Consider the following 14,980-nt stretch of genomic DNA (forward strand, 5'->3'; position numbering starts at 1 on the left):
CTATCAGATAGCTCGGGATTTTAAGTCCCGTGCGTCTACCTATTCCGCCACCCAGGCTTCATAGTCAGGTTTGTTTTTCAACTTCCTCTGTGCTACATAATTATAATACCACAACTTATAAAAAAAGTCAACAAGTTTTTTTACATTATTTTAACATTAGTTTACTTTCTACTCTGCAACAACTATAAATCTTTTGAATTTACCCTTTGTTACTATACATTGATAAATTATTTTAAACCCAGCTTCCTCTATCATCAAATCATGTTCTTCAAAAGATATCATAACCATTCTTTTAGATATTCTTCTAGCTGTTTCTATTATTTTTCTCTGCTCATCCTCTGAGGTGTGACTAAAAAGACCGTATGGTATATCAACTATAGAGCTGTCATAATTTTTTTGAATATTATGCATATCATCATTTACAACAATCGAATCAAAACCATAAAACTCTAAATTTATATTTGCATTCTTTGCAATTTGCTTATTTATTTCATAACCTTCTATTAAATAACCTGCATCTAAAGCTTCAACTAAAGTTGTTCCAACTCCACAGCATGGATCAATAATTGTTTTATCTTTAGAACCACCATTTGCTATATTTACTACAGCTTTGGCTACTTTTACTCCTAACGAGTTCGAGTATGAGCAAGGTTTATTATCATGTGAGTGCCACTTATAATCATTCTTATTATCAATTCCAAACAACCATTTATCATCTACCTTAGTTATCCCAAAGCTAAATTCTGGATTTTTAAAATTGTGACATCCTTGAATATTCATAGAGATCTCTTTTATTATTTTCAATCGCTCTTCATATGGTACGTTATCTAAACTGTTTAATCTTACATATTCTAATTTGAAATTATTATAAATATTTTTATCTTTTTTAATCTCTTCTAAAATTTCTTCAACACTATCTTTTTCATAAATAATATCTAAACGAGTTTTTATGAATGGACTATTTGATGAATTAAATTTTATATCTGAAAATAACATCTTATCTTTAAGTTCTTTTCCAAAAACTACTTTCATCTCTAAGTGACAAAGCTCCTCTTCAGGTGTTGGATAATTTACTATATATAGATGTTTTGGAAATTTTCTCATATATCACGTTCCTTTAAATTTTTATTAAGCTAAGCTTTAATATACCATGTTAAAAGTCATATACCTAACAAAATTTAAATTCTACTGTAATTTCCATTCTCCAAATTTAACCCAACGATCATCTCTTTTCTCATGAACTATAATTTTTCGATTATCTCCTAGCTCTTTAATCAAAACTTCAAGATAACTAAAAGTACTATCATAATCTTCTAACTCTCTAGATATTAAAATATTTTCATGTTCAAACAGCTCTACCTTATACATAGACTCTCCTTTATCTTTTTTATGTTTCTACACACTCTTTCTGAAAAATTCGAAAAAATCCTTTTTTATATTAAATTTTTAAAATATAAATAAAAATATTTTTTTTCAAACTTTTTTAGAAACAAAAACCGTCTAAAAATTATAATAATAGTTAGATAAGATTTAAAAGGTTTTAAGTTTCAACTGTTTAAAGTTTTAAAAAAGCCATCACACAGTTTCAAAGATGTTCAAAAGTTATATAATTATAAAAAGTATAGTAATTTATAGTAAAATGTATAATGTTTTCGTGATGAAAAAAAAATAAAAACAAATCGTGAAATTGTAAATCTAACTATTATGTGAGAAATAGATTTAAAGTTAGTAAAGTGTTTTAAGTTTTAAAAAAGTGTTTTACAAGTTTTAAGGTTATTTAAACGTGAAAAGATTCAATTTTTAAAGATTTATATGTTTTATGAAGTAGAGGGATTCGTGATGGTGCCCTCTACTTTTTATTTACTTTATTATTTATTTTATTATTTAAACACTCTTCTATGAGTTCATTTTTTTAGATTTTTCCATACAATTTCTCATAGCTTTAATTATAGCATTTCTAAATCCATTTTCTTCTAAAGTTGTTACTGCTTCTATTGTCGTTCCTCCTGGTGAACACACCATATCTTTTAAAGCCCCTGGATGCATTCCTGTTTCTAAAACCATCTTTGCACTTCCTAAAACAGCCTGTGCTGCTAATCTATATGCTTTATCTCTTGAAATTCCACCTAATACTGCGGCGTCAGCCATCGCTTCAATAAACATATAAACATAAGCTGGTGATGATCCCGTTGTTGCTACTACTGCATCCATCTCTTTCTCTTCAACTCTCTCTACCAATCCAAAGCAACTTAATATCTCTACTATAGTTCTCTCTTCTTTCAAGCTTATATTCTCTTCGATACAATAAGCTGTAACTCCCTCTCCTACCATGGCTGGAGTGTTTGGCATTGTTCTCATTACTTTTACATTTTTTCCAAACATATTCCCTAACTCTTTTAAAGAATATCCTGGTGCAATACTTACCACTATTTTGTTTTCATCGATATAATCTTTTATCTCATCAATTACTTTAGAATATATATTTGGTTTTACTCCTAAAAATATAATATCACAACTCTTTACCAACTCTATATTACTCTCAAAAATATTTATACTCAGTGACTCTCCTAATTTTTTTAATTTTTCCAAATCTCTTCCACTCGCATATATGTTTGAAGATGGTATATGGTTTTTCAACATTCCATTTATCATCGCCTTGCCCATATTCCCAGCTCCAATGAAACCTATTCTTTTCATATTTTTCCTCCAATTCGTTTTATATGTATTCTATTATAACAAATTTTTTAAAGGAAAAACTATCTAATTCTTGTAAAAAAAATCAATTGAATTTGATTAACTTGAGGAGGTTTTTTATGGAAAAATGGAGATGTAACGTTTGTAACTGGATTTATGACCCTGAAACTGGGGATCCTGACAATGGGGTTGCTGCGAAAACTCATTGGGAAGATGTTCCTGAAGATTGGGTTTGTCCTATTTGTGGAGTTGGAAAAGACGAGTTTGAAAAAGAATAGAAATTTGCTGAGGGCTGTAAGTTCCTCAGCTTTTTCATGTAAAAATATATTCTAGGAGGTATTTATGTCTATGTTTTGTTATCAATGTCAAGAGACTGCAATGAACAAAGGGTGTACAATAAGAGGTGTTTGTGGAAAATCTCCAGATACTGCTAAACTTCAAGATTTATTAATCCATACGGCTAAAACAGTATCTGCTTATGTTGAGTTATTACACGATAAAACATCTATTTGTAATAGTTTACATCGTTGGGTTGTAAATGCCCTTTTCGTAACTATCACAAATGCTAATTTTGATGATAATGCTATTATAAAAGAGATTGAAACTGGAGAGATGTATCGTGCTGCTCTTCAGGTTGAACTTGGAAATCACAACATCTCTATTCCTGATAAATTTTCAAAATATATTAACTGCCCTACCAATCCAAATGACAATGAGTCTCTCCTTGAATATGCATCAAAAGTTGGTGTTCTAAGAACAGAAAATGATGATATCAGATCTCTTCGAGAAACTATAATTTATGGAATTAAAGGAATGACTGCATATATTGAACATGCTTTTAACCTTGGAAAAGAAAATTTTAAAATTTATAGATTTATAGAAGAAACTTTAGCTAATGTTGATGATGACTCTTTAGGCATTGATGGCTTGATTCAAATGGTTTTAAACGTTGGAAAAGTTGGAGTGGATGCTATGGCTCTTTTAGATGAAGCTAATACATCTACTTATGGACATCCTGAAATCACAAAAGTTAATCTTGGTGTAAGAAATAATCCTGGTATTTTGATTTCTGGACACGACCTGAAAGACTTAGAGATGCTACTTGAACAAACTCGTGGAACAGGAGTAGATATTTATACTCATTCTGAAATGCTCCCTGGAATAGCTTATCCGTTCTTTAAAAAATATGATAACCTTGTTGGAAACTATGGTGGCTCTTGGTGGCACCAAACAAAAGAGTTTATAGATTTCAATGGTCCTATTTTATTTACAAGTAACTGCTTAGTTCCTCCTAGAGGTTCTATCGCTAATTACTTAGAAAGAGTCTACACTACTAACTCTGCAGGTATGGAGGGCTGTAAACACATTGCAATTAACGAACATGGTAAAAAAGATTTTAGTGAAATTATAGAGGCTGCTAAAACTTGCAAACCACCTGTTGAGCTAGAAAAAGGAGAGATTATTACTGGTTTTGCTCATAACCAAGTTTTATCTCTTGCCGATAAAGTTATTGAAGCTGTAAAATCTGGCGCTATTAGAAAGTTCTATGTAATGGGTGGATGCGATGCTAGAATGCAAGATAGAAAATATTATACTGAGTTTGCTGCTGCTCTTCCTAAAGATACTGTGATCTTAACTGCAGGATGTGCTAAATATAGATATAACAAATTAGATTTAGGAGATATCGGTGGAATTCCAAGAGTTTTAGATGCAGGGCAGTGTAACGACTCTTACTCTTTAGCTCTTATAGCTTTAAAATTAAAAGAAGCTTTTGGATTGGATGATGTGAATAAGCTTCCAATAGTTTTCAATATAGCTTGGTATGAACAAAAAGCTGTTTTGGTTCTTCTTTCTCTTTTATATCTTGGATTTAAAAATATACATGTTGGACCAACTATTCCAGCATTTTTAAGTCCTAACGTTCTTAATGTTTTAATAGATAATTTTGGTCTTGGAACTATAAGTAACGTTGAAGATGATTTGAAGAACTTCTAATTTGAATCAGTAAAATAACAAAATCCCCCTATCATTAGATAGAGGGATTTTTAATTATTTATCTAGTTAACTACTCTATCTATTACTTCTTTTATTCATGAACCCTAGCAAGAGGCCAGTTAAAATCGTCACTAACATAGCTAAAACAAAGCCTCTTAAAAAGCTTCTATCTACAACATAAAGTGCAGGTAATCCTCCGGGACCTATCCCCATAGATTTTATTTTATAAATACCAGTTATAAAACATCCTATTCCTGAAGAGATTAAAGTAGCGTGAAATTTATTTTTACTTTTCAAGTTCACTCCATACATAGCTGGTTCTGTTATTCCTATATAAGCCAAGAGTGCTGTATGGAACTCTTTAAAAGATATTCCTAAAGCTACTGAACCTTGGGATATATTTGAAATAGCTATCATAGGCCATAAAATTGTTCCACCAGCAGCTAATATTAATTGCAAATCTATAAGCAGTAAAATATGATGCAATCCCTTCTTCACTAGAACTGCGTAGCTAACACCAAATAGAAAAGCTAAAATTGGATAATATTTCCATACAAAAATGTAATCAATAAACTTTAGAACCTCTTTTAAAAATATATCTAAAATTGGATATAATAAAATGTCAACTATTCCAACGGATAAAAGCAAGCTTAATCCAGGTACCAAAAGTATCTTAAATGGCTCTTTAATTATTTTATCTAAAAGTTCCTCTATTTTTATTAAAATTAAAAGACCTACAATTAATAATATCAAATTATCTGTTTTATTTAAAACGACCATCATAATTCCAAAAGTTAAACCAATTAAAGGATTTCTATTTTTATATTTAAAAAGTGAGTATCCCAATGGCACGGGAAAATATTTTATTAAAATATCCTTTAAAAGATTTAAATAAAAAATATCTTTTATATAGTTGATCTTACTTGCTATTAAGAGCATACCTGTTAAAAGAATCCAAGGAATCATAGGTAGAAACATCTCAGAAAAAAAAGCCATCTTACTTATTTTCTGATTGTCTTCTTTTAATTTTTGCTCTTCACTATTCTGATTATTTAACTTCTCAGAAAGTTCTACAAAAATTGTTTTAACTTTTACTCCAATTACAATTTGAATATTTTTATCATTTATTACTACTCCTTTTGCAAGATGAAAATCATTTAATTCTTTTTCATTAACTAAAGTAGAATCTTTAACTTCAATACGTAATCTTGTCATACAATGGTTCAAAGCCTTTATATTATCTTTACCACCTAAAATTTTTAATAAATCATTTATCTGATTTTCCACACTAATCTCCTAGCTTTTAAAAACTATACTGTAATCCTAACATAACTAATGTTATATCAATATCTTTCTTTAATTTTTTCTGTTCCTCTCTTTTATAACTAACTTCTCCAATCACTTTTAAAGATTCTGTTAAAGTTTTATTTCCAGAGATTCCAAATTTTGTATTATTATTTCTTCCACCATCATTATTTTTATATGGTCCTATCTCTCCCCAAAGAGATAGCCCTAACCCTATACTTTCAAAGTTTCTCCAGATATATGGCTTAAAAAATCTTTCTCTTTCAGAAAATTTTTCATTTGAAGTTTGTCCCCATTTTAAGAAATAATTAACTCCAAAACCTGTATTATCTGTTAGCTTATATCCAAAGCCAGGTTCCAATTCTAAAAATTCATAGTCATCATATCCACCTTTAAATTCTCTACCAACCAAAGTATAATAATTTAAAGATATTTTATCACTAAGCTTATAGTATACTGATGGTTTTAATTTTATAGCATCTCTATTATCGATACTCTCAGATGTATAGATAAATTCAAAAGCTCCTATTCCTTTTTCATTATTAAAAGCTCTCTGATATCTTGGAACAATTTCTACAATCGTATTCTGTGGACTACCATTTCTATCCCACATCTTTGATTTAAAATATTGCTCTTTAGCTACATGATAAAACAACGACCAATTATCATAATCTTTATGTTTTAAACTTCCCTCAGAAAGTACAAATTTTATCTTCCCTTCATTTATATCTTTTGAAAGTTCTTCAATTTCAATTTTAGCTCCTATAAATCCTGTTAATTTTAATTCTGTCGGAATCTCTTTTCCTTTTTTTAAAGCAGAATTTTCATCTTTTAACTTTTTAAGCTCATTTTCTAACTCAAAAAATCTTATTTCATTTTCATTATATTTTTTTACTGCTGAGTCCCCACTCTCTTTTTGTAAAATAATAGAATCTTCGTTTGTCAAACTAATAGCAGAATTAACTTCTGCCATTGCTTGATTTCTGATTAAAACTAAAGATAAAATACTAAATATGATTTTTAAATTCTTTTTCATTCTTATCTCCCCACTTTTACTATTTCATTACTTCGTTAATTTTTTTATTACAAGATCTAAATCTATTTCATACATACCTCTAAATACTACATCTGCTGTACCTAAAGTTTCAATTGGTCCAAGACCTATTACTTTCATTCCAGCTATCTTTCCAGCTTCAACTCCAGCTGCAGCATCCTCTAAAACGACACACTCTTTAGCTCTACATCCAATGCTCCCTGCTGCATGTATAAAGACATCTGGAGCTGGTTTACTATTTTCAACAGAGTTTCCATCTGAAATATTATCAAATAAATCTTTTGCTTCTAATCTTGTTAAAACTAAATCAGCATTTTTGCTCGCTGAAGCTATCGAAGTTTTATATCCTTTCTCTTTTAATTCAATTAAAAACTCTTTTACTCCAGGTAATAAATCTTTTGGTGTAATACTTCCTAAACTATCTACATAATTTGTATTTTTTAAATTAGCCAATCTATTTTTCTCTTCAAAAGGTAACTCTACTTTATTATGATCTAAAATAATTTGTAATGAATCTAATCTAGAAACCCCTCTTAATTTTTCGTTTATCTCTCTTGTAAATTCCCAGTTATTATCATCCGCTAATTTTTTCCATGCTAAATAGTGATACTCAGCTGTATCAGTTATAACTCCATCTAAATCAAATACAAAACCTTTTATCATTTTAATCTCCCTCTTCTACTAGTTAGTATTTTATTTCAATTTTTTTATCTAAAATATACTCTGTTCCATAAACTGTAAACTTAATCTCTTCATCCGAATCAGAATTTTTAACTACTGTTAATAAATTTTTATCTACTTTAACAGTTAAATTAACTCCATGCCAGTTTAATGGGAATATAACTTCATTCCAATTTTCAGGTAGTTTCGGATCTATTCTCAACTCTCCACCTAGCATTCTAACTCCTGAGAATCCATTTACAATACACTGCCAAATTCCACCAAGAGAAGCAGCATGAATTCCATGATCTGAAGTTTTCATATTAGGCCCTAGATCTATTTCTGACGCTCTTCTGAATAAATCATACGCCATTTCTTTATCATTCATATCACTTGCTAAAACACAATGAGTTGATAAACTTAATGATGAATCATGCAAAGTCTTTGGTTCGTAATAATTCCAGTTTGCTCTTTTTACATCTGTGCTAAATCTATTTTCTAAAAGATAGAATAAAACCATAATATCGGCTTGCTTTGAAACTTGAATTTTGTTTACTTGATCTAAACTATAATCTTTAAATAAAGATCCTACCTGCTCTTGATTTTTATATTTTGTTAAATCTATAATCTCTTTTGACAAATAAGTATCATCTTGAGGAATTACAGAATCCTCTTCTCTTGGCTCAGGTAAATAAATTTTAACTACCTTATCCTCCCAAACTTTTAAATTATAATCTAGCTCTAACTTTTCATTTAAAATATTGAATACCTCTGGTTTTTCTGATTTTATTTTAGAATAATATTCTATTGCTAAATTTAAGTTCCAATGAGCCATATAGTTCGTAAATGCGTTATTATTTACATGTTCTTTATACTCATCAGGCCCTATTACATTATTTATATGGTACTCTTTCTTTTCCTCATTCCACTCCAATCTACTAGCCCAGAATATAGCTGTATCAAATAGAATTTCAAATCCATAGTTCTCCATAAACTCTTCATCTTTTGTTACCATATAATATTGCCAAAGAGCATATGCTACATCACAAGTTATATGCTGTTCTATAAATCCAGACCAAATTTTTGTAGCTTTTCCTGTTACAATATCTACAGCTCCCCATACCGGTGTAACCTCTCCATCGTCTTTCCAAGCAGACTCCCAAGGGAACATAGCCCCTATATAGCCATTATCAGCAGCTTTTCTTCTTGCTCCTCCTAAAGTTTCAAATCTATACTTAGCTAAAGATTTTGCTGTTTCTGGCATAGTGTAAGTGAAGAATGGCATAATAAATAACTCTGTATCCCAGAAAGAGTGCCCTTTATATCCTTCACCCGAAAGTCCTTTTGCTCCAACTCCCATTCTCGAATCGTGAGCAGGTGTCATTACTATTAAATGATATTGAGCAAATCTAATTGCCAATTGATCAAATTCAACTTCTGAATCTATTTTTATATCCATAGCTGCCCATTTTTTATCCCACTCAGTTTTACTTTTTTCTAAAAGAGTTTCAAAGCCCTCTTTTTCAAAATTTTCTAATTGATTTAAAGCATAAATTCTAATATCTTTTAACTCTTTTCCATCATGAACTAAATCTCGAGTTGTATTTACAGTTGATATCTTCTCTAATTTAAACTCTTCTCCAGCTTTTACATCTAACTTATAAACTACATTTACTTTTCTTCTATCCATATTCAAATCTGGATCTATTTCAATTTCATTTCCATTTAAATATAACTTATGAGTAGTCATTTGAACAAAATCAATTTTACTGTTTGTAGTTTTAGAGATCATCTCAATAAACTTTTTATTATATATTCTCTTTTCTCCCTCATGGAAGTGCTGTGCTCCACTGTTACTAACTTGTCCGTTTATTCCTGAAGTAATTGATATGATAGCTTCTGCGTTCATAGGCGTTATGCAAACTTCTATAGCCATTAAATTTAAATCTTTTAATGAAACAAATCTTCTAGATATAAAATGATATTCAATACCTTTAAAAGTCCAGTTAAATTCTCTTGTAATTACTCCTGATTTTAAATTTAAATCTCTAGAGTAATTTTTAATTTCACCTTTCTCTAAATCCAATCTTTCACCATTTAAATTTATATCTAACTGTGTGAAATCTGGTATATTTGGTAATTCAGTAACTTCATTTTCATCAAATTTATTAAAAGTTCCACTTACAAAGTGATTTCTAATCTCTTTTAAATATTTTTCCTCTGTAACACTTCTAACACCCATGTACCCATTTCCTAAGCACATAATTGCTTCACACTTACCTAAATGGTTACTGCTAAAATCATTCTCCGACACAATCCAGTTTTTTAAATCTTCTGTACCTTTGTTGTAATTCATCAAAATAATCACTCCTCTATTTAGTTAAACGTTTAAGTTATTCTTTTATTTTAAAAGGAGATCTCTCTCCTTTTATTGTTTTTTATTACTCTTTCGAACCTGAATTTGCTATTCCAGCTATAAAATGCTTTTGGAATATTATAAAAATTAAAATTGCTGGTATTGATAGTAACATTACACCTGCTAAAACTTGATCCCAAAATTGAAAGTACTGCCCATAGAAAGAGTTCAGTCCCACAGGTAATGTATACATGCTTTGCTTTCTTCCAATCAAAGTCGGCCATAGGAAACTATTCCAATTTCCTGTGAAACTAAGAATAAATTGCGTTGATAAAGCAGATTTTGAAACAGGTAATATCACTCTAAAAAATATTCCAAATCTACTTAAACCATCTATATATCCTGCTTCTTCTAAATCTTTTGGAATTCCCATAAAAAATTGTCTCATTAAAAATATATTGAAGAAGTTAAACATAAATGGAATTGTCAGTCCATAATATGAGTTTATCCAACCTAAGTTTACTAATATTATATATGTAGGAACCATAACTACTTGACCAGGTATCATCATCATACCCAATATCGCAACAAATATTGATTTTTTTCCTGGAAACTCTATTCTTGCAAGAGCATAACCCGCCATTGAGTTAAATAGTATATTTCCAGCTGTTACAAGTCCTGCAACTATAATACTATTCAATAACCATCTAACAAATGGAAAATTTTTAAATATATAACTATAATTTTTAAAAGATAATTGACTAAATGGTATATTAAATGTATTTACATCTGTTGTTGGTTTTAAAGATGTTATAAAACTCCATATAAATGGAAATATCGATATTGCACCATAAAAAACAACAATTAAAATCATTGATATTTTTAAAATTTTTTCTAGTGTTTTTTTCATTATTAATCACTTTCCTTAAATAAAAACTTTTGAATCATAGTTAATGTAAAAATTATTCCAAATAATACAAAGGCTATTGCAGAAGCATATCCCATTTTAAAATCACGGAATCCAGAATTAAATAGATATAAAACAACTGTTGATGTTGAATCTAATGGCCCGCCTGTTCCACCTGATATAACGTAAGCTTGATCAAAGACTTGAAGAGTTCCTATAAATGACACAACTAAATTAAAGAAAAGTACATGTTTTAATTGAGGTAGTGTTACATATAAAAATTGTTCAAATTTTGATGCTCCATCAATCTCAGCTGCTTCGTATAAAGAAGGAGAGATTCCTTGTAGTCCTGCTAAAAATATAACCATGTAAATTCCAACAGATGACCATACTGCTAAAGACATCATTGAAGGTAAGGCAAACACTGGACTATTAAACCAACCAATTGGTTCAACTCCAAAAAGTCCCAAAAATTTATTTAACAATCCATCTGTTTTATATAAGAATAAAAACATAATTGAGACTGCTACCGCTGATGTTACTGTCGGGATATAATATACCGTTCTTAAAACTCCTTTGTTTCTTATCTTAGAATTACAAATTATTGCTAATCCTAAAGCTATCATTAGTTGAGTTGGAACAACGCCTAACGAATAAATAACTGTATTTTTTAAAGATTTAAAAAATATCTCATCTTTAAATACTTCTTTATAATTATTTAAACCTACCCAAGGAGCAGAAAACATTCCTTGACTATCTAATAACGAATACTCTTTAAATGAAAGCATTAACGACATTCCAGCAGGAATTAGAAAAAATACAACTGCTAAAATAAAAACTGGTAGAATGAATAACCATCCATAAATTTTATCGAATTTTTTATCAACCATAATATCCTCTCTTTATTTTGCTTTTTCAGCATAATCATCTAGTATTTTTTTTACATCTATATCATATTTCCCATTAACATAATCGATATAAATTATTTCATTAGCTTTTCCTAATTCATTAGCTACTTTTAAGCCTTTTTTTCCAAAGTTATAGGCTCTTCCAAAAGGTGACATCTCTATCATAGCTTCTTTTGTTGGATGAAGTTTTATAAATTTATCATTGAGTGATTTTCTTGTTGGTAATCCAAGACCACTTTGGACCATTAACATTTGTGCTTCTTTTCCAGTCATAAATTTTATAAACTCTACTGCTTCTTTTGGATATTTTGTATTTCTTCCCATCGAATAAGCAACTGAGAACAACATTGTCCCCTCTTCTTTACCCATAGGAATTTTAGCTAAGTCATAATTCAAATTAGGTGCTGCGGTTGCTAAATACGGTATCATCCACCCACCTTCTATTGTCATTGCAACTTTTTCTCTTGCAAAAGCATCTCCATTCCAACCTTCACCCATAGCTCTTGGTTCTCTTACATATCCATCTTTTATTAAATTATAAAAATATTTTAACCCTTCAACAGCTACATCTAAATTAAAAGTAACTCTTCCATTCTCATTGTCAAATACATCCCCTCCATTTTGAAGTATAAATGTTGCCGTTCTTTCTCCTGCGGTTATACTAGACATTGGATACATAAAATTTTTCCCTAATTTTCCTGCTTCGCCTGCTGATTTTAATTTTTGAAAAGCTATTAACCATTCTTCCCAATTTCTTGGCACTGAAGATATCTCTGCTTTTTCAAACATATCTTTGTTATAAGCTAATACAAGGGGATTGTAATCCTTTGGCAATCCATATACTTTTCCATCTTCTGAAAAACCTTCTAAAAGATTATCATTAAAATCTTTCAAATCTTCTGTATCTAAATATTCATTTAAAGGCAAAATTGCTTTTTTATCAATATACATTGGAGCAACTGCAGAATCAATGTAAAATACATCTGATTCAATTCTCGCCGCTATATTTGTTTGTAATACCTGATTGTAATCCCCGGTTACAACCTCTTTTGTCACTTTTATATTTGGATATTTCTCTTCAAACATTAGTATTTGTCTATCAACTAAGGCTGTTTCCTCTGGTGAACTCCCCCAAACCGAAACTGATAGATTTACTTTCTCCTCTGTGCTTTCTACTCTTTTTCCACAACTAGCAATTAAAATAGTGGTCAATAGTAGCAAAACTTTTTTCAACTTCATTTTACCCTCCCAAGATAAAAACTAAATTTAATTTAGTTAAACGTTTAATCAAATGTTTATTTTTTTAGGGATTACAGTTTTTTAACCGAATCCCTTTTTATTAACTCTGGCTTTATTTTTACATTTTTTCCAAAACAACTATCTGTGATTAATTTTAACATCTGCTTTGCAATCTCTGACTTATTATGTGATACTGTAGATAGGCTTGGTTTTAGTATTTCACCTATAGGTATATTATCAAATCCGATAATAGAAATATCATCAGGAATATCTATATTTTTTTCATTAAAATACTCTATTGCACCCAAAGCCATTAAGTCACTAAATGCAAATATAGCACTAACACCTTTAGAATATAATTCCATTGCTCCTTTATATCCGCTCTCTTTTGAAAAATCACCTTCATAAACTTCTATATTGTTTCCAATTAAAGAGTTAGTAAATGTATATAATCTTTCAATTGAAACTTGAGCTTTAAAATGCCCTGTGATTACACCAATCTTTTTGTGATTCATCTCTCTTAAAAAAGATGTAACTTCAAGAACACCTGATTCATTATCGGTTTTTACAGAATTTACATTTCCTCCAATATTTGTATCAAAAACTACAACTGGAAATTTTTTATTTTCTCTTAATTCGTTTATTTGTGGATCATCTAATTTCAATCCAAGAATAATTGCTCCTGCAACATTTTCTGATAAACATAAATCTATATAACTTTTTTTCTCGTCGGTATCCTCAACTGAAAAAACTAAAATATTATAATCTATTTTATGTGATTCATTTATTAAATACCTAAATATTTCATTATCTAAAAAAGAAAATCTCATATCTTCAATTTTTCTACTTAAAATAAATAATGCAATTTTATTTGTACGTTTTTGAACTAAGTTTTTTGCAATCAGATTTGGAGTATATCCCATCTCTTTTGCTGCTTCTTTCACTCTTTCTCTTAAATCTTCACTTACACCAGAGAGATTATTTAGGGCTTTTGAGACAGCAGCTGTTGAAATATTCAATTTTTTAGCAATATCTTTTATCGTTACTCTCAATTTACTCTCCTATGTTAATCGTTTAATCTGTATTGATAATAACATCAATTGTTTTAAAAGTCAACTCTTTTATATTTTTTATCTTTTAGCAAAACTACTAAAAATAAATTTATCTGTTCTATGATGAGATTCAGTATACTCAAAAAGAAGTCCATTTTCTAAATATCCAAAATTTTTAACAATAGCAACTAAACTATTTCCATTTAAATCCAAATATTTTTGATCATCTTTAGTCGTACTTTCAATAGATATAATCTTTTGTGTTCCATTAATTTTTAAACCTTTTGTCTTCTCTAAAAATTCATAGATAGAATCCATTGCAATAGAAACTGTTAATCCATCAACGACTTCTTTTAAGAAATAGTTATCATCTAAAATTACTTTTTCGTTATTTATCTCTCTAATTCTAATCATATGATAGACCTCTTCACCAGTTAAAAAATGGGTTTTTTTACTAAGATTTTCATCTACAATTAAGCTTTCAAATAAAGGAACTGTTGTTTTGTAATTAAGTCCATTTTTTAAAGAAGCCTCTTTAAAACTTTCAGTTCCTCCAAGTAAAAAATTAACAGGAATTTTTTTTATAACAAAAACTCCTTTTCCATGAACAGAACTTAAATATCCATTGCTTGATAAAAGTTCGATAGCTTTTCTAACAGTATTTCTACTAACCGAAAAAATATCTTTCAATTGATTTTCAGAAGGGATTTTCTCTTCAGGAGGATAAGTTCCGTTATCAATATTTTCTTTAATAAAATTATATATCTCTAAATATCTACTTTTTGCCATTCTAACTCCTAAAATTTATAA

At 29.3% G+C, this 14,980-nt stretch carries 14 protein-coding genes; 2 read left to right on the top strand and 12 right to left on the bottom strand.

The window, feature by feature from the left end; translation table 11 throughout:
* Positions 1-168: 168 nt before the first annotated feature.
* The 3 genes from L988_RS05185 to proC form a co-directional block, all read right to left on the bottom strand.
* A complete protein-coding gene (locus L988_RS05185; RefSeq protein WP_047382301.1) occupies positions 169-1,104 on the bottom strand; it encodes a TRM11 family methyltransferase in 936 nt (311 codons plus the stop codon).
* 81 nt (positions 1,105-1,185) lie between these two features.
* Positions 1,186-1,368, bottom strand: coding sequence for a hypothetical protein (locus L988_RS05190; protein ID WP_047382303.1), 183 nt, complete (start codon positions 1,366-1,368; stop codon positions 1,186-1,188).
* A 528-nt stretch (positions 1,369-1,896) separates the two neighbouring features.
* A complete protein-coding gene (proC, locus tag L988_RS05195; protein WP_047382306.1) occupies positions 1,897-2,697 on the bottom strand; it encodes a pyrroline-5-carboxylate reductase in 801 nt (266 codons plus the stop codon).
* 116 nt (positions 2,698-2,813) lie between these two features.
* Between proC and rd the strand changes: the two genes are divergently transcribed.
* Positions 2,814-2,972, top strand: coding sequence for a rubredoxin (rd, locus tag L988_RS05200; protein WP_047382307.1), 159 nt, complete (start codon positions 2,814-2,816; stop codon positions 2,970-2,972).
* A gap of 64 nt (positions 2,973-3,036) precedes the next feature.
* On the top strand, positions 3,037-4,689 hold the full coding sequence (gene hcp / locus L988_RS05205) for a hydroxylamine reductase (RefSeq protein WP_047382308.1): 1,653 nt from the start codon (positions 3,037-3,039) through the stop codon (positions 4,687-4,689).
* Positions 4,690-4,764: 75 nt separating this feature from the next.
* Here hcp and L988_RS05210 read toward each other — a convergent pair whose 3' ends face one another.
* The 9 genes from L988_RS05210 to treR form a co-directional block, all read right to left on the bottom strand.
* A complete protein-coding gene (locus tag L988_RS05210; protein WP_047382310.1) occupies positions 4,765-5,976 on the bottom strand; it encodes a PTS transporter subunit EIIB in 1,212 nt (403 codons plus the stop codon).
* Between the two features lie 16 nt (positions 5,977-5,992).
* Positions 5,993-7,030, bottom strand: a complete 1,038-nt coding sequence (locus tag L988_RS05215; RefSeq protein WP_047382312.1) for an OmpG porin family protein — start codon at positions 7,028-7,030, stop codon at positions 5,993-5,995.
* A 27-nt stretch (positions 7,031-7,057) separates the two neighbouring features.
* Positions 7,058-7,711 carry a beta-phosphoglucomutase gene (pgmB, locus tag L988_RS05220; protein WP_047382314.1) on the bottom strand — a complete coding sequence of 218 codons (654 nt, stop codon included), beginning with the start codon at positions 7,709-7,711 and terminating at the stop codon, positions 7,058-7,060.
* 22 nt (positions 7,712-7,733) lie between these two features.
* The gene (locus tag L988_RS05225) at positions 7,734-10,064 is read right to left on the bottom strand and encodes a glycoside hydrolase family 65 protein (protein WP_081990296.1); all 2,331 of its coding nucleotides are present in this window, start codon (positions 10,062-10,064) and stop codon (positions 7,734-7,736) included.
* 85 nt (positions 10,065-10,149) lie between these two features.
* The gene (locus tag L988_RS05230) at positions 10,150-10,974 is read right to left on the bottom strand and encodes a carbohydrate ABC transporter permease (protein ID WP_047382316.1); all 825 of its coding nucleotides are present in this window, start codon (positions 10,972-10,974) and stop codon (positions 10,150-10,152) included.
* A 2-nt stretch (positions 10,975-10,976) separates the two neighbouring features.
* Positions 10,977-11,861: a carbohydrate ABC transporter permease gene (locus L988_RS05235; protein ID WP_047382318.1), complete on the bottom strand. Its 885-nt coding sequence runs from the start codon at positions 11,859-11,861 to the stop codon at positions 10,977-10,979.
* A gap of 12 nt (positions 11,862-11,873) precedes the next feature.
* Positions 11,874-13,118 (bottom strand): ABC transporter substrate-binding protein, encoded by a 1,245-nt coding sequence (locus L988_RS05240; RefSeq protein ID WP_052191703.1) that lies wholly within the window; start codon positions 13,116-13,118, stop codon positions 11,874-11,876.
* A 71-nt stretch (positions 13,119-13,189) separates the two neighbouring features.
* Positions 13,190-14,170, bottom strand: coding sequence for a LacI family DNA-binding transcriptional regulator (locus L988_RS05245; protein ID WP_047382320.1), 981 nt, complete (start codon positions 14,168-14,170; stop codon positions 13,190-13,192).
* Between the two features lie 78 nt (positions 14,171-14,248).
* Positions 14,249-14,959, bottom strand: coding sequence for a trehalose operon repressor (gene treR / locus L988_RS05250; RefSeq protein WP_047382322.1), 711 nt, complete (start codon positions 14,957-14,959; stop codon positions 14,249-14,251).
* Positions 14,960-14,980 lie beyond the last annotated feature (21 nt).

It is taken from the genome of Cetobacterium sp. ZWU0022 (assembly GCF_000800875.1).
GTDB lineage: Bacteria > Fusobacteriota > Fusobacteriia > Fusobacteriales > Fusobacteriaceae > Cetobacterium_A.